This is a genomic window from Cryobacterium sp. TMT2-42-4, from assembly GCF_004402645.1.
GTDB classification, from domain to species: Bacteria; Actinomycetota; Actinomycetes; order Actinomycetales; family Microbacteriaceae; genus Cryobacterium; species Cryobacterium sandaracinum.
On sequence record NZ_SOFT01000024.1, the window covers coordinates 62,980 to 84,206 of the forward strand.

Consider the following 21,227-nt stretch of genomic DNA (forward strand, 5'->3'; position numbering starts at 1 on the left):
TTCTGACCTGCGCAGTCCGGCGTGACGCCGGCTTCTATGCAAACACATGTTTCTGTGGATTCATTCCCAGCCTCGGGCGGGCGGACGGGACTACTCTCCCGGGCCGACATCCCAGGAACGCTCCGGCAGGTCCTCGAGCCAGTTCCCGACCGAATTGTCGTTCACCAGGGAGATGCTGCTCTCTGCGGGACACGCCAGCCCCGGCGGCACCGAGGACGACGCCTCGGAGCTCGAATCCCGGCCGTTGGCATCCGTCGGCGGTTGTGCCCCCGCGTTCCCAAACATCGAACCCCCTCAGTCGGCTTTTCCAGTGCGGTCGCCGGGGTCCGGGGCAACAGTTCGACGGTACGCTCGCGGAGGATTCGCCGTCAAGCACTTCGAGAAACGGATGCTGCCACGAACCTGCCGACGCCCCGTTCCGTCGTCTCCGCGCGGGCGCTGACCCGCGCGGGAACCCGCCCGGAGGCCAACGGAGGCCGCAGCCGGGCCAGGGCCTGAAGCTCGATCTGCCGCACCCGGTCGTAGGACACACCGAGCTGCGCTCCGATCTCCCGCCGGGGCCTCGCGATGTCGCCGCCGAGGCCGTACCGCATGCTCAGGACGCTGGCTTCGCGGTCGGGCAGGAGGGCGAGGTGGCAGGCGAGGCGCTCCAGCAGGAGGGTGCGGCCGGCGGCGTCGCACGGGTCGAGCGCCGTGGCATCCGAAATGGTGTCGGCGAAGGGCACGTTCTCGAGGCCGCTGCCGAGGTCGGCCCAGACTGGGGCGTCGATCGACCGCGGCTGGCCGGTGCGGTTTCGCAGCGTCAGGATCTGTTGCGTGGTGAGCCCGCTGGCCTGGCCGAGTTCCGCGATGGTGCCGTCGCGGCCGAACCGCTGCCGCAGCCGGTGCTGCACCTGGTTGAGGGCGGTGAGCGCCTCGACCTGGTAGGCCGGGAGACGGATGGTTCGGGCCTGGTCGGCCAGCGCGCGTTGAATGCTCTGGCGGATCCACCAGGTGGCATAGGTCGAGAACTTGAAACCGCGGGTGTGGTCGAAACGCGGGGCCGCCCGGATCAGGCCGAGATTGCCTTCCTGGATCAGGTCGAGGAGGTCGAGCCCGCGGCCGATGAAGTGCCGGGCCACGGACACCACCAGCCGGAGATTCGCGCAGATCAGGTGCTTCATGGCCCGCCCGCCGTCGGCCGCGAGCCAGCGGAGCTCGTCCCCGAGGTCGGCGGCCCCCTCGTCGGAAGCACCCGGTCGCAGCCGTGAGAGTCTCTCCGCTGCGAGCAGCCCGACCTCGACGCGCTGGGCGAGCTCGATCTCATCCGTCTGGGTCAGGAGTGGCACACGGCCGATCTCGTGCAGGTAGGCGCCCACGGAATCGGCGGAGAAGCGGTGACGGGAACGGGAACGGCTCTCGGCGGTGGTCATGCCGGTACCGTAGGCGCGGGCCGGGGTCGGGACCTCGGGGCCGACGCAGCGTGTGCAGAATCACCGCACGGGTCCGGCTGTGCAGGAACCCCGTGCGCCGACCGACCTCGAACGGGGAGTTTCGCTCGGGGCCCGGATCGACGATGATGAGCGGGCAGAGCGGCATCGAGTGGAGGGACGCGACTATGAGTGATGCAGAGTCAAACGATTCCGGCGAGAACTTTCTGCCCGACCGCGACGGCGACAGTGGCGGCGACAGCGGTGATAGCGGCGGTAATAGCGGAGGCGACAGTGGCGGCGACAGCGGTGATAGCGGCGGTAATAGCGGAGGCGACAGCGGCGGCGTCAGCGGTGATAGCGGCGGTAATAGCGGAGGCGACAGCGGCGGCGTCAGCGGCGGCGTCGGCGAGAGCGAGGTTGACGGCTACGAGGTCTACAACCCGCCGGCGGACCGCTTCCTCACCGCCCAGATGTGGTGGATCGCGAGCGAACTGGTGCGGCGGCATCCGCATCTCCGCATCTCCGGGGTGGAGGTCGACGAGGCCGACCGCCTCCTGATCGTGCATGACGAGCAGGACGGCATGAGCGTGCAGTGGGACCTCGAGGGCGGCTGCAAATTCCTGGTCAACGGGGTTGTGCAGAAAATCAGCTGGATCCAGATGCTGGCCGCGCTCAACCCGCACACGATCGTCAAGCGTATCGAGGTGGCGACCGGACTCGGCATCCCGAAGACCACACCGGCCACGTCCGCCCGGGCGCTGACCTACCGGGTGATCGCCAGCGCGCTGGCCACCGCGACCAACGACCGGTACGAGTGGTACGCGGTTCCGGCGCCCATGCTGCACGACGAAGATCCGGAGAACCCCGGATGCGAGTTCTTCCGCGACTTCCCCTCCACCGTTCGGGCGCGGGCCGAGTATGTCGCGATGACCCTCGATGAGTTCGAGGCGGGCGGTCGCAGCGTGTACTTCTTCCAGCCGTTCTGGGCGCTGCTGCGCGACCTCGAGCCGATCGCGATCTTCGACTCTGCCGGGGTGGTGCACACGACCTCGGGCGCCACGGCGCTGATGCCCCTGTATGAGCGGCTCGACCGCAAGCTCGCGCTCGTGACCGCGCACGTGCTCGCCGACTACTTCCCCTGAACCGGGCGCGGGCACGCGGACAGGCGAGCCGGCCTCCGCTGCGGAGAGGGCAAGCGAGCCGGTTAGCGGATGCTGCCGAGCTGGGTCAGCTTCGCATGCAGCATCGAATCGCTGGGCTCCACCACGTGGGTGCCGTCCGGGAACAGGATCACCGGGATCTGGGTGCGGCCGCTGATCGCAAGGGCACGGTCGGCGCCGTCCCCCACGAGCAGGAGGTCGACGTAGTCGTAGTCGACGTTCCGCGCGTCGAGGAATTTCTTCGACCGGCGGCAGTCGCCGCACCACTCCGCCCCGAACATGGTGAGGCGCTGGGCGTCGGGAGCAGGGGGAGCGGCGAGGTCGGACATGATCTCATCCTAGGTCGGCACCCTGAGTGCCCCGCGGGTCGGCGTGCCTGCGCCTCGTTTTGGGGCAGAGCGCCATCTTCGATGCCCTCGAGAACCGGTTTTTTGAGGCAGGCCGACTGCTAGGTTCATTCTGAGCGCGAACAGTTGGGGGACTGAACATGCATTCAGACCAGGATGCCGCACACGACTCAGGGGGAAAACCGGCCATCGACCTGCCACGACCAGCAGCGCCTCACGCAGCGCCGGCGCCAGAGCCGGCGCCAGCGCCGGCGCCCGAATCCTCGATCGACGACGTCCTCGCCGACTGCGAGCGATCGAGCGCGAGCGGGCGCCATCTCGACGGTGTCGGGCAGGCCGAGGCGGTGCTGGCCCGGACCGGGGCGACGCTGCTGCAGCAGGCGCGGGCCCGTGAACTGCTGGCGCTGCATCGGCTGCGACTGGGCGACTATGAGGCATCCGTTCAGCAGGGACTGTTGGCGCTGGAGTTCCTGGACGGCACCGGCGATCTGCTGCGGCAGTCCAAGGTGCACTGCACCCTGGTGCTGGCCTACAGCGACACGGGGCTCTACGAACCGGCGCTGCGCCACGTGCTCGCGGCAGTGGAGACGGCCCGCGGCAGTGGTAGCGCCCTGGCCGAATTCTGGGCGCTCAGCCGTTCGTCGATGGTGCACGAGGGCATGGGCGAGTCCGAACGGGCGCTCGAACTGGGGCGGCAGGCGCTGGGCCTGGCGCGCACGATCGACGACCCCGAGGCGCGGTTCGTGGGTCTCAACAACCTCGGTGACACCTGCCTGATCCAGGCTCAGCGGCAGAGCGCACAGGGCATGAACGTGGAGATAGGCCTGAAGCAGGCCCTCCTGCTCGTGCGGGAGGCCGTGGCCGTGGCCCACGCCCAACGGCACAACTTCTACGAGAGCATCGCCCGCACCAACCTGGTCAGCATCCTGATCGAACTCGGCGAGCACGAAGAGGCCCGCGAGCAGGCCGGCCGGGCGCGCCGTCTGGCGAAGGCGCACGGGTTCCGCAGTCTCGAGGAGAACAACGACGCGCAGCTGGCCGAGGTGGCCAGGGCCGAGGGTGACCTCGACGGGGCCACCGCGATGATGAACGCCCAGCTGCTGGTCGCCGCCCTCGACGACGATCCGGCTCTGCACATCAAGCTGCAGCAGGCCTTGTTCGAGATGCACAAGGAGTCCGGCCGGTTCGAGCAGGCGCTCGGACACTTCGAGAAGCTGCACGCCCTGATCCTGAAACGCACGACCGAGACGGCCGGCATCCAGTCCCAGATGCTGATCAACACCCTGGGGATCGAGCAGGCCCGCCACGAGGCGGAGCGGTCGCAACTGGATGCGGCACGGCTGCGCATCCGTGCCGACGATCTGGACCACCAGGCGAACACCGACCCGCTGACGCGACTGCCCAATCGCCGGGCGCTCGACCGTCAACTGCCGCCTCTGATGGGGCGCTCCCGCGACACCCGGCAACCGATCTGCGTGGCCATGATCGACATGGATCACTTCAAGCGGGTCAACGACGAGCACGGGCACGCCACCGGCGACCAGGTGCTGAACGCCATGGCTACCCTGTTGCGCGCCGTCACCCGGGACAGTGATCTGGCCGTGCGCGTGGGCGGCGAGGAGTTCTTACTCGTTTTCGCAGACACCACCCTGGAATGTGCCGAGCAGGCGTGCGAGCGCCTGTTGGCCTCGGTCCGCGGCTACCACTGGGGCGCCCTGGCGCCCGAGCTGGCCTGCACCGTGAGCGTCGGCCTGGCCGAACTCTCCCCGGGCGAGACCGTGGCGGGCTGGCTCGCGCGCGCCGACGCGGCCCTCTACCAGGCCAAGGATTCCGGCCGGGACCAGAGGGTTACCGCCGTGGTGCTCTCGGCGGCGTAGAACCCGAGGAGACCCCCATCCGAAGACCCCCATCCGAAGCCCCCTCATCCGAAGCCTCGTGCCCGGCCGTGAACCAAGTCGACGAAGATTGTGCCGAGAGGGGCCGGTTTGAGGCCCAGAACAGGGTTTATGGGCAAAATCTTCGTCGCATTCGTTGGGGGCGGAGGTGCGGCAGGGCCGCGGGCGGGGAAACGGACGACCCCCGATTCATGGCCGGCACTGACCCTCGAACGCGGCGGCGACGGATGCGGCGTTTCGCCCGTAGGCTCGACGCGGGGTTTTGTGCCTCGGGGGCCCGGAAAACGGGCCTGCCGGAGCCCGACTTCATTGGCTGCACGATCGCACGATTGCACGGGGGAAACGCTTGAAACTGACGTCCGCACAACTGGACCGCGCCGCCGGCGTTCTGCTGGGCATGGCCTGTGGCGACGCCCTCGGCGCCGGCTACGAGTTCGGCCCGCCGCTCGCGAGCGACGCCGTGGTCACGATGAGGGGCGGCGGCGGGTTCGACTGGGCTCCCGGAGAGTGGACCGACGACACCTCCATGGCCGTGCCGATCGTCAACGCGATCGCGGCCGGTCAGGACCTCCGCGACGAGGCCGTGCTCGACGAGATCGTGGCTGCCTGGGTCGAGTGGGCCCGCACGGCACCGGACGTGGGCAACCAGCTGCGCGCGGTGCTCTCCCGAACCGAGCCCACGGCATCCGCGGTGCGCGTCGTTGCCCGCGCCCATCACGACCGGCACGGCCGCAGCGGCGGCAACGGTTCGCTCATGCGCACGGCGCCCGTAGCGCTCGCCTACCTCGACGACCCGGTGGCGCTCGCCGGCGTTGCGCGCACGATCAGCACGCTCACCCATTATGAAACGGATGCCGGCGACGCCTGCGTGCTCTGGTGCCTGGCCATTCGGCACGCGGTGCTCGAGGGCGCCCTCGACGTTCGGGTGGGCCTCGACGCCCTGCCCGCCGACCGCCGCGCGCTCTGGGAGGCCCGTCTCGTCGTGGCCGAGGCCGGCGTTCCCTCCGACTTCGGCCGGAACGGCTGGGTCGTGGAGGCGCTGCAGGCGGCCTGGTCGGCGATCATTCAGCCGCGGAGCGCGCCGGGTGGCGCTTCCGGCACGGGAACCGTCTCCGCCACCCCCGCCGGGCACCTGCAGGACGCCCTCGAGATCGCCGTGCGTGGCGGCCGCGACACCGACACGGTCGCCGCGATCGCGGGTGGGCTGCTCGGGGCGCGCTACGGCGCATCCGCGGTGCCGGCCGCCTGGCGCCGCATCGTGCACGGCTGGCCGGGCGGATTGCGCGCCGACGAACTGGTGCGCCGCGGTGTGCTGGCCGCCCGCTCGAACGGTGGGCGATCCCGGTGGTCGAGCGTGTCGGGGTCCCCGGTGCTGGCCGAGCGCCGCGACCGGGCCGGCACCGACCGGAACGAGCCTGGTGCAGCCAAGCCCCGCGACGTGGCCGTACTCGACCGTCGGTCCCGCAAGGACCGTGCCGCCACCACCTGGCCTACCGCCGATCACCTGCCGTACTCCACCTCCGGCGACATTTCCACCTTGGTACGGCACCCGCACGACGACGGCGTCTGGCTCGGTGCGATCGGTATCCTGGGTGACCTGCCGGTGGAAATCGACGCCGTCGTGTCGCTCTGCCGGGTCGGCCGCGCACAGGTTCCCGGCCGCATCCGTGCTGAGAACAAGGTCGCGGTCTGGCTGATCGACGAGCCCGCGGAGAAGGCCAACCCCAACCTCGACTTCGTGCTCACGGACACCGTCGATGTCATCGCGGCCCTGCGCGCCGAGGGACGCACCGTGCTCGTGCACTGCGTGCAAGCGGTCAGTCGCACGCCCGCGGTTGGTGCGCTCTACGCTGCGAGACACCGCGGGATCCCGATCGAGCAGGCGCTGCGCGAGGTGACGGATGTCCTGCCGCACGCGCATCCGAACACCGCGTTCCTGCAGGCGCTCACGTCTCTGGCGTAAGCGATCGGCCTGCAATAACAGGCCGGTCTCAGGGGCGATGGCCATCCGGGTCGAGGGGTGACGCGGCATCCGGTTGTACGCCCGGGTCTGTGCTCTCCGCGGTCGGATTCGTGAACGGGACCGCGCCGAGCGCCTCCGAGGAGGTGCGCACGGGCCCGACGGTGCGCTGGCGCGACGGGTCACGACGCAGATCCACATGGAGCGACACGCACAGCCCGATGATGATCAGAACGAACGGGGTCGCCGCCAGGATGGTGAACGTCTGCAGGGCACCCAGCCCGCCCACGAACAGCAGAACCGCAGCGACGGCGCCGGTGAGGATCGCCCAGAGGATCACCAGCGGCTTCCAGGGCTCCTTACGACCGCGACTCGACAGCGTCCCGAGCACGAGAGCGCCCGCATCCTCCCCCCCCCCCTGACGAAGAACACGGCTGTGAGCACCATCACTACGAGAGCCGAGCCGATGAAGAACGGATATTGCTGCAACGCCGCGAAGAAGCCGGCCGCCGCACTGCCGGTGCCGGCGATGTCGACACCGTTCAGCTGCAGGTGCAGCTCCGTGCCGCCGAAGACGACGAACCACAGGATGCTGACCCCCGTCGGCACCAGAAGCACGCCGAGAATGAACTCACGTATGGTGCGGCCACGGGAGATCCGGGCGATGAAGGTGCCTACGAACGGGGGTCCAAGAGATCCACCACGCCCAGTAGAAGATCGTCCAGCTCGCCAACCAGTCGTCGCCGCCGAACACCGCCGAGTGGAAGCTCATCGGTACGAGATCGGTACGAGATCGGTCAGATAGGCGCCGATCGACGACGGCAACAGGTTCAGGATGAAGACGGTCGGGCCGACCACAAAGACGAACACGTCCAGGAGGGCCGACAGCACCATGTTGGTGTTGCTCAGCCACTTGATGCCTTTCGCCACCCCGCTCGCCGCGGAGAACACGACCCCCACGGTCAGCACGCAGATAGTGATGATCGGCACGACCGTTCCGGGATCCTCCTCGAATTGGCCGGAACGAAGCAGTGAGACACCGGCCGCGATCTTCAGTGCGCCCAGCCCGAGCGATGTCGCCGAACCGAACTGGGTGCAGATGATCGCCAGGATGTCGATCGGCTTGCCCCAGCCCTGGCCCTCGATCCGTTCCTTGCCGAACAGGGCCTGGAACGGAGCGCTCATCAGGTTGCCGCGGCCCATCCGGTAGGTGGAGTAGGCCAAGGCCAAGCCGACCACCGAATAGACCGCCCACGGATGCAGACCCCAGTGGAAGAAGGTGTACGCCATGGCCGCGTTGGCAGCCTCCGGGCTGTTCGCCGGCGCGTCGACGAACGGTGGCGGCGTCGCCAGGTGGGTGACCGGCTCGTACACGCCGAAGAACGTCAGACCGATCCCCATGCCTGCACTGAACATCATCGACACCCAGGAGACTGTCGAGAACTCGGTGCTCTGCCCCTCTCGGGAGAGCGGAATGCTGCCGTACCTCCCGAAGGCCAGCACCAACGAGAAGACGACGAAGCCCGACGCCCCGAGAATGAACAACCAGCCGAGGTTGCCGGTTACCCAGCCGAGAACGGATGCCGAAACGGTGCCCACGGTCTCGGTGAACAGCACCCCGACCAGACAGATCACCACGATGATGCCGGCGGAAACGCCGAAACCGTTTTGTCGATGGTGGCCAGGCCCTCTCGGTGCGGTTCACTGACCGCGTCCCCGAGCTCCGACTCGATACCATCTGCTGAATCCTTGGACATATCGCTCCTCGGTGATCGAACACCCGTCGATCGGACAGTTCCCGTCACGTCACTGTCGCCGAAGGTGCGAGAAGAAAACTGCTTGCGGCTCGCCTAAACGCGACGCGGATGGCGCGGCGATTACTATCGTGGCCGCTATGGCTGACCTCGGAGAATTCGAATCGGCCCAACCGGCCCAACCGGCCCTCTACACCGGCAAGGGCGATTCCGGCCGCACCACCTTCGGCCGGCACGGCGACGTGGCCAAGACCGACGTGCGTGTCGCCGCCTACGAAGCCTGCGACGAGGCCAACGCGGCAGTCAGCTTTGCCATGGCTGCCGGTGGCCTGCCCATCGAGGTGACCAGTACGCTCGCCAGCGTGCAGAACGACCTGTTCGATTTGATGGCCGACCTGTCCGTGCCCCTCGACGACCCTGAGCCGGCACCGGCACGCATCCGCGAGTCGCACCGTGCCCGGCTCGAGCGTGCCGTCGATCACTTTGCGCAGCAGGCCGCAGACCTGAGCGGCTTCGTGCTCCCCGGCGGGACGGTCGCAGCCGCACTGCTCTACCAGGCGCGTGGCGTCGTGCGCCGTGCCGAGCGAGCGGTGTGGGTTGCCATCGACCTGCACCCGACCTCCGTGGACCCGCTCACCGCTCGGTACCTGAACCGGCTGTCGTCCCTGATGTTCGTGCTGGCCCGGGGAGCCAACGCCGAGCACGGCGACGTGATGTGGGTGCCCGAGGCTTCGGCTCGGGCGATGGCGCAGGAAGAGGTCGGCGACGACCGTCCGGAAACGGGCGCCGGCGGCGCCTGACGGTGCTGCTCGCCGAGATCGGCGACGCGGCCGCGCACGTAACCTCCGACCGGACCGCAGGCGAGCCGCGGGCGGCGGCACGATGAGCACGAGTACCAGCACCAGTACCAGCGCCAGCGCCATGAATCCCCCGGCGGATGCGTCAGCGGTCGACGGTCAGCGGTGGACGCTCAGCGGGTGACCGTCAGGAAGACGTCGCCCGACTCGAGCTGGGCGCCGGCCGTGACGGCATCCGCCAGCGTGATGTTCTCCGCCTTCTGTTCGAGGATGATCACCGGCACGATCGGGTTGCGCCCGGTGGCCTCGATCGCCGACACGTCCCAGGTGACGATGATGTCGCCGGCAGAGACGTGGTCGCCCTGTTGTGCGAGCAGGGTGAAGCCCTCGCCGTGCAGTTCGACGGTGTCGATACCCAAATGCACAAGCACACCCAGGCCGTCGGGGGAGACGATCACGTAGGCGTGCGGGAACACCTTGAGCAGGGTGCCGCTGATCGGGGCGATGGCGTCGACCACGCCGCGCGGCGGGTCGATCGCGGCGCCCGGGCCCACGATGGCCTGGGCGAAGGTGGGGTCGGGTACCTCGGCGAGCGGCACGGCGCGGCCGGGCACGGGGGAGAGAACGATCACAGCAGGTCCTCGATGTCCTCGGCCAGGTTGTCGGCCTCGGGGCCTACGACGACCTGCACAATGGTGCCGGAACGGAAGACACCGTGCGCTCCGGCGGCCTTGAGCGCCGCCTCGTTCACGACCGCGGGGTCGGTCACCTCGGTGCGCAGGCGAGTGATGCACGCCTCGATTTCGACGATGTTGGTTTTTCCGCCGAGGGCGGCCAGGATCTGCGCGGCTTTGCTAGTCATCTTCTGTTCCTTCTGTGGTGGGCACTGCGACGGGCTCATCGACTGCGATTCGATCGAAGGCCCGGGCCGCACTCGGTGTTGACAAGTGGGGTGCCCTGCCTTCATGATCTAACTATTGGATCGTACCAGTACGGACCACTCAGTGGAAGTGGTACTACACCACTCGGGCTCGACGCCGACCGAACCGATCAACAAGTGAAAGGCAACGCCATGAGCCAGACTCAGGAGGAGAGCTCAATGCTCGCAGCCGGGCCGGTGTCCAAGCAAACGCAGCTGCGCTCGATCCTGCAGGATCTGGTCGAGAAGACCCTGGCTCCACACGCCGCGATTCCGCCCGAGCGCAAGCTGATGGCGAAATACGGCGTCAGCCGGTCTACCGTGCGGGAGGCCATCCGTCAGCTGGTCGAGGAGGGTCTGCTTTACCGCATCCAGGGCAAGGGCACCTTCGTGGCGGGCGAGCGTGTGCAGAGCGATCTGCACCTGGCCTCCTTCACCGAGGACATGCGCCGTCGCGGTCTTGTTCCGGCAACACTCCTACTGGCCACCGCGCTGATCGAGGCACCGCTCGATGTGCGGGCGGCACTCGGTTTGGGCGCGGGCGCCCGGGTGCAGGTCGTCGAACGGCTCCGGCTGGCCGGCGGCACCCCGATGGCCCTCGAACGCGGCTACTATCCGGCGGAGCTGCTGCCGAATCTTGGCGAGCAAGACCTCACCCGCTCCCTGTACGCGACGTTCGCGACCGAATACGGCCTGCGCATCGACAACGCCGAGCAGGCGGTCTGGGCGGATGCTGCCGGTCCCCAACTCGCGGAGACGCTGGGCGTCACCGCGGGGGCGCCGCTCATCGTCTTCCGGCGCACCTCGTCGGCGGGGTCAGCCGCCATCGAGTACGTCACGTCCTGGTACCGCGGTGATCGCTACCAGATTCACATGACCCTGAATCTCCGGCACCAGCTCTGATCTCCGGCCCGGCATGAGACCGGGCCCCACTCACCACACCCATCACAGGAGGAATTCATGTCCAGCATCACCGAAGACGCCGGGACGCGACGAAAAATACCGGGCCTGGGCCAGGCTCAGCGAGTCGGCCGCAGCCTTATGTTGCCCATCGCGGCGTTGCCTGCCGCCGGGCTGCTTCTCCGCATCGGTCAGCCTGACCTGCTCGGCGCCATTCCCGGCTTCGAAACGGGCGGAGCCGTCATCGCCTCGGCGGGCGGGGCGCTGTTCGGTGCCCTCCCGTTGCTCTTCGCGGTCGGCGTCGCGATCGGCTTCGCGAAGAAGTCCGACGGCTCGACCGCCCTCGCGGCCGTGGTCGGCTATCTCGTCTTCTCCAAGGTCGGTGAGGCGATGTCGCCTCTCGTACTGGGGCTGCCGGCCAAGGGTGACCCCCAGGTTCTCGTCGATTACAGCGTGCTCGGCGGCATCCTGATGGGTATCGTCTCTGCGGTGCTCTGGCAGAAATATCACCGCATCTCCTTGCCCAGCTATCTCGCCTTCTTCGGTGGCCGACGCTTCGTCCCGATCATCACCGCCGTGGTGGCGCTCGCACTCGGCGTTCTCCTCAGCTTCGTCTACCCGGCCTTCGCCGGCGGATTGACGGCCTTCGGCGATGTCGTCACCTCCAACGACATCTGGGGCGGCTTCCTGTACGGCACCACCAACCGGTTGCTCATCCCCGTGGGGCTGCACCACATCCTCAATTCCGTGGTGTGGTTTGTGATCGGCGACTACAACGGCGCCAGCGGCGACATCGCGCGGTTCTTCGCCGGCGACCCCACCGCCGGAACCTTCATGACCGGGTTCTTCCCGATCATGATGTTCGCCCTGCCCGCCGGAGCCCTCGCCATCTGGCATGAGGCGAAGCCGTCCCAGAAGAAGATCGTCGGCGGCATCATGCTCTCCGGTGCCCTCACCGCCATGCTCACCGGCGTCACCGAGCCCCTCGAGTTCTCGTTCATGTTCGTGGCGTTCCCCCTCTTCGTCATCCACGCGTTCCTCACCGGGACGTCGATGGCTCTGGTGAACGCACTGGGCATTCGCGACGGTTTCAGCTTCAGCGCGGGTCTGTTCGATTACGTGCTCAACTTCGGCCTCGCCGAGAAACCGCTCCTGCTCATCCCGATCGGGCTGGCGTATGGCGCGATCTACTACTTCCTGTTCCGCTTCGTGATCCGCAAGTGGAATCTGAAGACCCCCGGCCGCGGCGACGACGAGGTGCCCGACGCCAGTGCGCCGGACTCCGCCTCCTCGACGTCGGTCTAGTCCACACAATCCAGAATCTGGAGCACGAATAATGGCTGAAGTAGTTTTTGTTGACAGTGAGGCCGCGGCGGGAACGCTCGCGGCGGCGTCCATTCGCGCACTCATCACCCGGAAGCCCGACGCGGTGCTGGGTCTGGCCACCGGCTCGACCCCGCTCTCGGTCTATGCGGCGCTCGCCGCGTCGCTGGCGGAGAACCCGATGGACGTCTCTCGGGTGCGCGGCTTCGCACTGGACGAATACGTCGGCTTGCCGGCCGACCACCCGGAAGGCTACCGCTCCGTGATCACCCGCGACGCCGTCATGCCGATCGGTCTCACCCCCGGGAACATCCAGGTGCCGAACGGCGACCTGGCCACAATCGAGACCGCGGGCGTCGACTACGAGGCAGCCATTCGCGCCGCCGGCGGCATCGACGTGCAGATTCTCGGCATCGGCCGTACCGGGCACGTCGGGTTCAACGAGCCGGGGTCGTCGTTCGCGTCGATCACGCGCATCAAGACCCTCGCCGAGAAGACCCGCGTCGACAACGCGCGGTTCTTCGCATCCCCCGACGACGTGCCGATCCACTGCATGACGCAGGGTCTGGGCACCATTCTGCGGGCCCGGCACCTCATTCTGCTGGCCTTCGGCGAGGAGAAAGCGGATGCCATCGCCGCCGCCGTCGAGGGACCGATCACGTCGAGCAAGCCGGGATCCGTCATCCAGCTGCATCCGCATGTGACGGTCATCGTCGACGAGGCCGCCGCCTCCCGGCTCGAGAACCTCGCCTACTACAAGTACGCCTGGGCCAACAAGCACGCCTGGCAGGGGATCTGACGCGCCGCGAATCCTGACGCGTTTCCTCACCCCGTTCCGTGCAACTCGCTGACTCCTGGAGACACCCTCATGACCCCGCCCGCACCCACCCAGGTCGACTCGACGCTCCTCGCTGCCCGGGCCGTGATCGCACCCGATGCGGTGCACACGCCGGGGTGGGTGGACATCCGTGCGGGACGGATCGTGGCGTGCGGCGCGGGCGAGCCGCCCCGCGCGCCCGACCACGTCTTCGCGGAGAGCACCCTGGCGCCCGGCTACGTCGACATCCACACGCACGGCGGCGGCGGCAGCAGCTTCAACGACGCCGACACCGACGCCGCCGTGGCGCGGATCACCGCGACCCACCGGGCTCACGGCACGACCACGATGATGGCCAGTCTCGTCACCGGTCCCCTTGACACATTCGAGCGCACCGTGGCAGCCCTGGCCGGGCTGGTCGAACGGGGAGTGCTGGCCGGCATCCATCTGGAGGGCCCGTGGCTGAGTCCGGTTCACCGCGGGGCCCACGACGAGAGCTTGTTGCGCGAGCCTGATACTGAGACCGTCGACCGGTTGATGCGGGCGGGGCGAGGCACCGTGCGCATGGTCACCATCGCGCCTGAACTGGAGGGCGGGCTACTGGCCGTGACGCAGATCGCGGGCCACGGGGCCGTGGCCGCGATCGGGCACACCGACGCGAACTACGACCTGACGCGGCAGGCGATCGCGGCGGGGGCCACGGCAGGAACGCACGTATTCAATGCGATGCGGCAAATTCACCAGCGTGAGCCCGGCCCGGCTCTCGCCTTGCTTGAAGACCCGAACGTCTTCGCCGAGCTCATCGCCGACGGCGTGCACCTGCATCCGGCCGTCGTGCGGTTCATCATCGAAAGCCCGTCGCGGCCCGTCTTCGTCACGGATGCCATGGCCGCTGCCGGCGCGGACGACGGCGCCTACAAGCTCGGCGGCCTCGACGTGAGCGTCGCCGACGGCGTGGCGCGCCTGGCCGACGGCACGATCGCCGGCAGCGTGCTGACCCTGAGCGAAGCCGTGCGCTACGCCGTGCACACCGCCGGAGTGCCGTTGGCCGTCGCGGTGCGGGCGGCCACCCAGAACCCGGCCGACATGATCGGCCTCCCCGACCGCGGTCGGCTCGCCGCCGGCCTCCGCGCCGACCTGATCGTGCTCGACGCGGGCCTGTGTGTCACGGCGACGATGCAGGCCGGGGTCTGGTGCGCGCGGTAGCTCGTCCGTGTTCCGACTCCCCGTTCGTTCCCCTGACCCATTCCCCCGCCCAGCCCCGAACGAATTCGACGGAGATTCTCGCCAAAACGTGCCTGAAAGTGCCTTTTTCGGGCGTTTGAGCCAAAATCTCCGTCGAATTCGTTCGGGCGGCGGGCGGCGGGCGGTGTGGAACGGGCGGCGGCGCGGCGGGCGGCAAACAAACCCCTACCCCGGGCGCCGCTACACCCCGAAAGCCATCCGTACCCCGAGCGAGAGCATCACGACGGCGATGAAACCGTCGAGGATGCGCCACGAACGCGGGCGGGCGAAGAACCGCCGCAGATGGCGGGCGCCGAAGCCGAGGCTGAAGAACCACACGAAGCTGCCCGTGATGGCGCCGGCGCCCCACCACCAGCGGGCGGCCTCGCCCTGCTGGTTGGCGACCGACCCGAGGAAGATCAGGGTGTCCAGGTAGACGTGCGGGTTCAGCCAGGTGAGTGCGAGCATGGTCGCCACCGCCACCTTGGTGCCGATCGGGGTCGGCGAAGCATTCGCCACCAGGGAGCCCGGTTTGAAGGTCCGTACGGCGGCGAACACCCCGTAGGCCAGCAGGAACGCGGCCCCGACAACCCGGATCACGATCAGCGCCACCGGGGTCTGTTCCACCAGCAGGCCGATGCCGAGGATTCCCGCGAAGATGAGCGCGGCATCCGAGATGGAACAGATCAGCACCGCCGGCAGGATGGTGCGCGTGCGCCCCTCGATCCCGAGCCTCAGAACATAGGCGTTCTGGGCGCCGATCGCGACGATCAGGGCGAGTCCGGTGCCGAACCCGAGCAGCGCGGGGAGGAGGGTGGTGGCGAGGTCCATGGTGGCAAATCTAGGAGGCGCTCAACACGCAGTACAGCTAAACCTTCGAAGCATACCTAAGCGAGGCTAATGATGGCGTTCCAGCTGGACCACCTGCACACCCTGGTTGCGCTCGTCGAGGAGGGCACGTTCGAGGCGGCGGCGCAGCGGCTGCGGCTGACGGCATCCGCTGTCTCGCAACGGGTCAAGGCCATGGAACAGGATGCCGGTCAAGTGCTGGTCCAGCGGGTGAACCCGGTTCTGCCCACCATTGCCGGCGACATCGTGCTGCGGCATGCGCGGCAGGTGCAGTTGCTCGAGAGCGACGTGGCCACCGAGCTCGGCGCGGGCCTGCAGACGGGCGGCCGCACCTCGCTGGCGCTGGCGGTCAACGCCGATTCCCTGGGCACCTGGCTCCTGGATGCGCTCGCCGCCGTGCCCACCGACAGCGGCGCTGTCTTCGATATCTACCGTGAGGACCAGGAGCACACCAACTCGCTGCTGCGTTCAGTTGCCGTAATGGCGGCGGTTACCTCCACGGCGGAGGCGGTGCAGGGGTGCAGCTCGGCGCGGCTGGGCTCGATGCGCTATCGGGCTGTGGCCAGCCCCCGGTTCGTCGAGGCCTGGCTGGGCGGTGTGGCAAGCACCGCCGGTCCTGACCTCGCCGGGCCTGACCTCGCCGGGCCAGACCTCGCCGGGCCAGACACCGCCGGGCCAGACCTCGCCGGGCTCGACACCGCCCCGATGGTCAACTTCGACCGTCGCGACGACCTGCAGCACCGGTTCCTGCGCAGCATCGGCGGCCGGGCCGCGGATGTCCCGCGTCACCACATCCCCACCTCGGCCGACTTCGCCCGCGCGGTGGTGCTCGGCCTGGGCTGGGGGCTGCTGCCCGAGCAGCAATGCCTCACCGAGATCGGCGACGGCCGGCTCGTGGAACTGGCCCCGGGGCATCCGATCGACGTGGTGCTCTACTGGCAGCGCTGGAACATCGCCTCCCGGCTGCTGAACCAGGTGACGGATGCCGTGGGCCGCGTCGCAGCGGCCAGTCTCCACCCCTAGGGCCTCGCCGAGCCGCCCGGCGAAGCGGGCGTCGCTGCCGACAATCCCTCCCCAAAAATACTTTGACCAGCTTGTTCGAGCCGCTGAGAAACCCTCAAAGAATGTCAGTGGCACCCCGTAACGTGACTGCTATGACCACCTCAGTCAGCACCTCGCAGGCCCAGCTCGGCTCGCGTTTCGACGCGATAGCCGCCGTCGACCGCAGCCTCGCGCGGGGCTTCGCACAGCGGGCCGACCTGATCGATGACGCCCGCCGCTTCAGCGAGAAGTTTGCCGCAAACACACCCCGCCGAGCGGGTGCCCGGTGGGAGCCCGACGAGATCGCCCGGCGTGAATTCTCCAGCGAACTGGCCTGCACCCTGCGCATCCCCGAACCCACCGCAGTGAGCCTGATCGCCGAGTCCCGGGCCCTGGCCGAAGACCTCCCCGGCACCCGGGCGGCGCTGCAGGCCGGGGAGATCAGCTACCGTCACGCCCAGGTGCTGATCGGGCAGGCCTGCTCGGTGCCCGAAGCGGCGCTACCCGCCTTCGAGGAGGCGCTGCTGCCGGCCGCGCGCACCCTGACGGCGGCCAAGCTCAAGCACAAGGCCCGCGTGCTCCGCGAGCGCCTGCACCCGGAATCCATCACCGCCCGGCGAGAGAAATCCTTCGCGGAGCGCACCTCCTATCTTCAGGCGGAACCCGACGGCATGGCGACCCTGACCGTGACCACGAGCGCCGACACCGTGCACGCCATCTTCGCCCGGGCGAACGACGCCGCCCTCAGCCTGATGGGGCCGGGGGAGCAGCGGTCCCTCACCCAGGTGCGCACCGACGTGATCAGCGACCTGCTGATCGACGGTGTGACCCCGTCGGGCATCGGCAAGGGCATCCGTGCCACGGTTCAGATCACCGTCCCGGTGATGACGCTCCTCGGCCACAGCGAAGAACCCGGCTACCTCGAGGGTTACGGGCCGATCGACCCCGACACAGCCCGCGACCTGGCCTCGCGAGCGCCGAGTTTCACGCGCATCCTGACCCATCCCGAGACGGGGATCGTGCTCTCGGTCGGCCGCGAACGGTACAAGGTTCCGAAGGCGCTCCGGCGGTTCCTCCGATTACGCGACGAAACCTGTCGCTTCGCCGGCTGCAATCAGCCGGCCCGCACCGCCGACCTCGACCATACCCATGAGTGGCAAGACCTCGGTCACACCGCCCACAACAACCTGGCCCATCTCTGCCCGGGCTGTCACGCGCTGAAGACCGAGACCGGGTGGACGGTGAAACAAGAACCCGGCGGCATCCTCACCTGGAATTCACCGTCCGGACGCGAGTTCGTGACGGAGCCGGCCACCCGGATCGCCCCACCGGGTGCGCCCCCGACAACTCCCCGAACGTCCAGACCCGCCCGGCCGCCACTGCCCGACGAGGTGCCGTTCTGACCGGCACGGCTCTGACCAGAACGGATGCCTGACCGCCCCTAGTAGCGATACCTCGCCGCGATCGGGTCGCGTTGGCGGGGAGCATCCGAGCCGTGTTGGGAGGCGCAGCCTGGGCGTAATCCTTGAAGCATTGCGCGTCCTTGAAACATTGCGCGTCGCTGGTTACGCTCGCACAGATTCATCGCTCGAGCCCGGTGGGCTCGCACGGCACACGAGGAGGCAGGTTCACATGAGCGACAAAGTGACACGCGAAGTGCTGAATGGCTTTCTGGATGCCTTCAACCGGCATGAACTGGACGCCATCATGGGCTACTTCGCCGACGACTGCGTCTTCTCCCTGCCGAGGGGTGCGAAGCCGCGCGGCGACCGGTTCGTGGGCAAAGAGGCGGTCAGGGCCGGGCTCGCCAAGCGCTTCGAGGGCATCCCCGATGTGCACTACGGCGACGACCGGCACCGGGTGGGCAACGACGGTGTCAATGACGGCGTCGGCGTCGGGGTGTCCGAGTGGACGCTGACCGGAACCTCGACCGCGGGCCAGCAGATCGAGGTGCGCGGGCTCGACCTGCTCGAGTTCCACGAGCACGCCAAGATCACCCGCGAAGATTCCTTCTGGAAGATCGTCGAGTGACGCCAACGGCGCCCAGGCTCGTGTGACGGATGCCGCGGCGCACCCTATGGAAGTGGGCGCATGTTCTACCGTGCGCCCGCTTCCACACCACGCGCCACGACCGCAGGAGAACTTGTGCACGGTGAAAAGTCATCGGCTGAGCCGCGGCTAGCGCGCATCCGATCAGGTTGGCCGCTGCAGCGGTGTTCGCTGGATGCCAGCCGGTGACGGCGCCAAGCAGCTGATTGTGGCCGCACCGGACGAGTGCGGCCGGGCGGCTGACACAGGTGTCCGGTGCGGCCACGAACCTGGCGGCGCGGAGTGCGCGCTAGAGTGCGGGCTGGGTGACCGTGTTCATCTGCAGGGTGACGGCGGTCTGCGAGAGCAGGCGACCGTTGACCGTCGCGCCGGTCTTCACCGCGATGAGCGACTTGGAGAGCACGACGCCCTCGAAGTGCGCCGCCGTGCCGATTGACACGGAGCCGGCGGTCTGCCAGAACACGTTCTTCGCCTGTACTCCACCGGCGAGGGTGACCTGCTTGGCGCTAGCCTCGCTGATGTTGCCGGCGACCTGGAAGATGAACACGTCGTTCGGGCCGCCGGTCAGGGTGACGTCGCTCGAGATGGTGACTCCGGTGGTCCACTGGTAGAGGCCCGGGTTCAGCGTGAGGCCGCCGATCTCACCGGCGCCCAAGTCGATCGCGTCAGCCTGGCCGCGGCTGACGGCATCCTGGTAGGCGATGCCCATGTCGCCGACGACGGTGTTCAGGTAGGCCGGGTCGGTGACCGCGCAGGCCGGGCCGGCGGCGTCGACCGTGTAGATGATGCCGGTCTGCACTTCGCCGCAGCTCAGGTGGATGGCGGCACCCGTGATCGGGCTGGCGCCGACGTTTCCGTTGACCGCCGACGCGTAGACATCCGTCACACCAGTCTGGGAAAGAATGGCGAAGGTGCCGGCGGAGCCGAGCGCGATCGGCGCGCGCACGGACCCGATGGGCACGGCTGCCGACGCCGGGGTGGCGCCCGCGGTGCCGAGGCCGGCCGTGCCGACGCCTGCGATGGCGACTGCGAAAAGCATTGCCGGCAGCCAACGACGGATGCCGGAGTGTGGTTTCTTAGTGAAAGTGGACATGGTGATTGCCTTTCCCGTGAGACACATCCGCGAGCGCGGACGCGAGGGCAGGGCCGCTGAACATGGCGGTCCCCGGAACGATGGCCGGGTTTCGCTCACTGGCGGAAGTGTGCCGGGAATGCACCTCTCCAGCCGCGAAGGAAAGACGGGCATCGCGCACGAGAAAGTGCGCCCCACTGAGCTGGAATCCAACGAATCGAATCTGTCTAACCCCAGACTAGGGGTGATAACTGCGCCCCCGAACACGGCGCGTGGCGTTCAGATGAATAGTTCGCGTCGCTGAGGAGCCACGTGCCACTGAGGGGAATATCTCGACTACGCCATGAGTATGGAGGGCCGGGCTCGTGCGGCCGATAGTGTCATCGGCATGGCGCCGCATGGCGCCGCATCGGTGGAAGACGGAAACGTCCTGGGCGGTAGAACCGTGGATGGCGAGCATACGTGGCGAAGTACAGCCGGCCACCCCGATCGCCCCACCGGGTGAGTAGTGGACTCCTCCCCGTACGGCGAGACCCGCCCGGCCACTGCCGCCGGACGATGCGCCGTTCTGACCAGTCCCGTTCTGACCAGCACGGATGCCCGACCGCCCCGAGTGGTGATACTTCGTCGCCATCACGACGATCCGCTCCTCTTCCACGGCATAGACCAGGCGGTGCTCCTCCGTGATTCGGCGAGACCAGTACGAGATTCACTCGGCCAACGGGCGCTCGGCCGCTTTGCCGGCGCAATGCTCTCGAGCAGCCGCTTCGCGTTGGCGGGGGAGCGTCCGTGCCTTGGTGGGAGGCGCAGCCGGGGCTTGCGAAGCGGTTCGAGGGCATCTCCGATGTGCACTACGGTGACGACCGGCACTGGGTGTGCAACGACGGTGTCGGGGTGTCCGAGTGGACACTGACCGGCACCTCGACAGCAGGCCAGCAGATCGAGGGCCCAGCCCGCCATGGATGCCCCCGTCGCGTATTCTCGACAGCGACGCACTCCCCGGAAAGGTTCCATGCCCAGCCCTAAACAGCCAGCCGTGCCGCGCATCGACGTGGAACGCCACCAGCGGGCCCTCCTTGCGGCGGCGGCCGACGTGCTCGCCCGCGACCCCGACTCATCGATGGCGGATGTCGCGCAGGCCGCGAACCTGACCCGCGCCACCCTCTACCGCCACTTCAGCACCCGGCAGACCCTGCTCAAGGCGATCCAGGCGGAGGCCCTCACCCGCGCGTCGGAGACCCTCTTCGCGTGTCGCCTCGACGATGGGAACGCGCTCGAGGTGCTCCGGCGCGTCATCGGCGCGCTGGGCAAGCACGGGATGCGCTTCCGCATCATCCTGATGAAGGCGTCGGACGCCAGCCCGCGATTCCTCACCCAGCGCGACCAGGTGCTCGCCCCCGTGGTCGACGTCGTCAAGCGCGGTCAGCTCGAAGGCGACATCCGTTCCGACCTGTCACCGGAGTGGATCGTCACGGCCATGGCCTCCCTGCTCATCGCCGCCGTTCGGGCCGCGCCGACCACGAAGCACTCCGACGCCGACGTGTCCGACCTCATCTTCCGCACCCTGGTCGGCGGCATCGCGACCGACAACAAGACGACAGACAACAAGACGACAGACAACAAGAACTCCCAGGCACAAAACTAGACAACGCTGTCTCATTTCCTTTAGTCTCAGATCAGCAGCCCGAATGGTGCTGCCGGACTCGAT

The 21,227-nt window shown here is 68.3% G+C and carries 23 protein-coding genes; 12 read left to right on the forward strand and 11 right to left on the reverse strand.

Annotation, left to right across the window (positions count from 1 at the left end; all coding sequences use genetic code 11):
• Positions 1-90 precede the first annotated feature (90 nt).
• Positions 91-285: a hypothetical protein gene (locus tag E3O18_RS08095; protein ID WP_134417851.1), complete on the reverse strand. Its 195-nt coding sequence runs from the start codon at positions 283-285 to the stop codon at positions 91-93.
• An 83-nt stretch (positions 286-368) separates the two neighbouring features.
• Positions 369-1,412, reverse strand: coding sequence for a sigma-70 family RNA polymerase sigma factor (locus E3O18_RS08100; RefSeq protein WP_134417853.1), 1,044 nt, complete (start codon positions 1,410-1,412; stop codon positions 369-371).
• 185 nt (positions 1,413-1,597) lie between these two features.
• Between E3O18_RS08100 and E3O18_RS16285 the strand changes: the two genes are divergently transcribed.
• Entirely contained in the window at positions 1,598-2,554 is a 957-nt protein-coding gene (locus E3O18_RS16285; RefSeq protein WP_194087725.1) for a hypothetical protein, read from the forward strand.
• Between the two features lie 62 nt (positions 2,555-2,616).
• Here E3O18_RS16285 and E3O18_RS08110 read toward each other — a convergent pair whose 3' ends face one another.
• On the reverse strand, positions 2,617-2,901 hold the full coding sequence (locus E3O18_RS08110) for a glutaredoxin family protein (RefSeq protein WP_134393741.1): 285 nt from the start codon (positions 2,899-2,901) through the stop codon (positions 2,617-2,619).
• Between the two features lie 158 nt (positions 2,902-3,059).
• Between E3O18_RS08110 and E3O18_RS08115 the strand changes: the two genes are divergently transcribed.
• Both E3O18_RS08115 and E3O18_RS16560 read left to right on the forward strand, forming a co-directional pair.
• Positions 3,060-4,796 carry a diguanylate cyclase gene (locus tag E3O18_RS08115; RefSeq protein ID WP_134417854.1) on the forward strand — a complete coding sequence of 579 codons (1,737 nt, stop codon included), beginning with the start codon at positions 3,060-3,062 and terminating at the stop codon, positions 4,794-4,796.
• A gap of 364 nt (positions 4,797-5,160) precedes the next feature.
• Positions 5,161-6,777: an ADP-ribosylglycohydrolase family protein gene (locus tag E3O18_RS16560; protein ID WP_241978149.1), complete on the forward strand. Its 1,617-nt coding sequence runs from the start codon at positions 5,161-5,163 to the stop codon at positions 6,775-6,777.
• Positions 6,778-6,805: 28 nt separating this feature from the next.
• Here E3O18_RS16560 and E3O18_RS16090 read toward each other — a convergent pair whose 3' ends face one another.
• The 4 genes from E3O18_RS16090 to E3O18_RS08130 are packed head-to-tail and all read right to left on the reverse strand — an operon-like array spanning position 6,806 to position 8,409.
• On the reverse strand, positions 6,806-7,165 hold the full coding sequence (locus E3O18_RS16090) for a BCCT family transporter (protein WP_166784896.1): 360 nt from the start codon (positions 7,163-7,165) through the stop codon (positions 6,806-6,808).
• Positions 7,111-7,392, reverse strand: a complete 282-nt coding sequence (locus E3O18_RS16095) for a BCCT family transporter (RefSeq protein ID WP_166784897.1) — start codon at positions 7,390-7,392, stop codon at positions 7,111-7,113. Before E3O18_RS16095 ends, E3O18_RS16090 begins: the two co-directional genes overlap by 55 nt.
• Before the next feature lie 13 nt (positions 7,393-7,405).
• Positions 7,406-7,546: a BCCT family transporter gene (locus E3O18_RS16100; RefSeq protein ID WP_166784898.1), complete on the reverse strand. Its 141-nt coding sequence runs from the start codon at positions 7,544-7,546 to the stop codon at positions 7,406-7,408.
• A complete protein-coding gene (locus E3O18_RS08130) occupies positions 7,543-8,409 on the reverse strand; it encodes a BCCT family transporter (protein WP_166784899.1) in 867 nt (288 codons plus the stop codon). The genes E3O18_RS16100 and E3O18_RS08130 overlap by 4 nt, the downstream gene beginning before the upstream one ends.
• Before the next feature lie 259 nt (positions 8,410-8,668).
• Between E3O18_RS08130 and E3O18_RS08135 the strand changes: the two genes are divergently transcribed.
• Complete coding sequence (locus E3O18_RS08135; protein WP_134417856.1) at positions 8,669-9,328, forward strand: cob(I)yrinic acid a,c-diamide adenosyltransferase; 660 nt, start codon at positions 8,669-8,671, stop codon at positions 9,326-9,328.
• A 170-nt stretch (positions 9,329-9,498) separates the two neighbouring features.
• On the opposite strand, the gene E3O18_RS08140 is transcribed toward E3O18_RS08135, so the two are convergent.
• Positions 9,499-9,957: a PTS glucose transporter subunit IIA gene (locus E3O18_RS08140; RefSeq protein ID WP_134398288.1), complete on the reverse strand. Its 459-nt coding sequence runs from the start codon at positions 9,955-9,957 to the stop codon at positions 9,499-9,501.
• Entirely contained in the window at positions 9,954-10,226 is a 273-nt protein-coding gene (locus tag E3O18_RS08145; RefSeq protein ID WP_255570053.1) for a PTS glucose/sucrose transporter subunit IIB, read from the reverse strand. Before E3O18_RS08145 ends, E3O18_RS08140 begins: the two co-directional genes overlap by 4 nt.
• A gap of 171 nt (positions 10,227-10,397) precedes the next feature.
• Here E3O18_RS08145 and E3O18_RS16780 point away from each other — a divergent pair, with 171 nt between their 5' ends.
• The 4 genes from E3O18_RS16780 (at position 10,398) to nagA (ending at position 14,490) form a co-directional block, all read left to right on the forward strand.
• Complete coding sequence (locus E3O18_RS16780; RefSeq protein WP_134417857.1) at positions 10,398-11,147, forward strand: GntR family transcriptional regulator; 750 nt, start codon at positions 10,398-10,400, stop codon at positions 11,145-11,147.
• Between the two features lie 57 nt (positions 11,148-11,204).
• The gene (locus E3O18_RS08155) at positions 11,205-12,449 is read left to right on the forward strand and encodes a PTS transporter subunit EIIC (RefSeq protein ID WP_104171484.1); all 1,245 of its coding nucleotides are present in this window, start codon (positions 11,205-11,207) and stop codon (positions 12,447-12,449) included.
• Positions 12,450-12,480: 31 nt separating this feature from the next.
• A complete protein-coding gene (locus tag E3O18_RS08160; protein ID WP_134417858.1) occupies positions 12,481-13,266 on the forward strand; it encodes a glucosamine-6-phosphate deaminase in 786 nt (261 codons plus the stop codon).
• Between the two features lie 69 nt (positions 13,267-13,335).
• Entirely contained in the window at positions 13,336-14,490 is a 1,155-nt protein-coding gene (nagA, locus tag E3O18_RS08165; protein ID WP_134417860.1) for an N-acetylglucosamine-6-phosphate deacetylase, read from the forward strand.
• 219 nt (positions 14,491-14,709) lie between these two features.
• Here the strand turns inward: nagA and E3O18_RS08170 are convergent, their stop codons facing one another.
• Positions 14,710-15,339 carry a LysE/ArgO family amino acid transporter gene (locus E3O18_RS08170; protein WP_134417861.1) on the reverse strand — a complete coding sequence of 210 codons (630 nt, stop codon included), beginning with the start codon at positions 15,337-15,339 and terminating at the stop codon, positions 14,710-14,712.
• 69 nt (positions 15,340-15,408) lie between these two features.
• Here E3O18_RS08170 and E3O18_RS08175 point away from each other — a divergent pair, with 69 nt between their 5' ends.
• The 3 genes from E3O18_RS08175 (at position 15,409) to E3O18_RS08185 (ending at position 18,429) form a co-directional block, all read left to right on the forward strand.
• On the forward strand, positions 15,409-16,380 hold the full coding sequence (locus tag E3O18_RS08175; RefSeq protein ID WP_198410904.1) for a LysR family transcriptional regulator ArgP: 972 nt from the start codon (positions 15,409-15,411) through the stop codon (positions 16,378-16,380).
• A 131-nt stretch (positions 16,381-16,511) separates the two neighbouring features.
• On the forward strand, positions 16,512-17,801 hold the full coding sequence (locus tag E3O18_RS08180; RefSeq protein ID WP_166784900.1) for an HNH endonuclease signature motif containing protein: 1,290 nt from the start codon (positions 16,512-16,514) through the stop codon (positions 17,799-17,801).
• 229 nt (positions 17,802-18,030) lie between these two features.
• A complete protein-coding gene (locus tag E3O18_RS08185) occupies positions 18,031-18,429 on the forward strand; it encodes a nuclear transport factor 2 family protein (RefSeq protein WP_134417863.1) in 399 nt (132 codons plus the stop codon).
• A 307-nt stretch (positions 18,430-18,736) separates the two neighbouring features.
• On the opposite strand, the gene E3O18_RS08190 is transcribed toward E3O18_RS08185, so the two are convergent.
• Positions 18,737-19,540, reverse strand: a complete 804-nt coding sequence (locus E3O18_RS08190) for an ice-binding family protein (protein ID WP_198410614.1) — start codon at positions 19,538-19,540, stop codon at positions 18,737-18,739.
• A gap of 991 nt (positions 19,541-20,531) precedes the next feature.
• Here E3O18_RS08190 and E3O18_RS08200 point away from each other — a divergent pair.
• A complete protein-coding gene (locus E3O18_RS08200; RefSeq protein WP_166784901.1) occupies positions 20,532-21,164 on the forward strand; it encodes a TetR/AcrR family transcriptional regulator in 633 nt (210 codons plus the stop codon).
• The last annotated feature ends 63 nt before the right edge of the window (positions 21,165-21,227 follow it).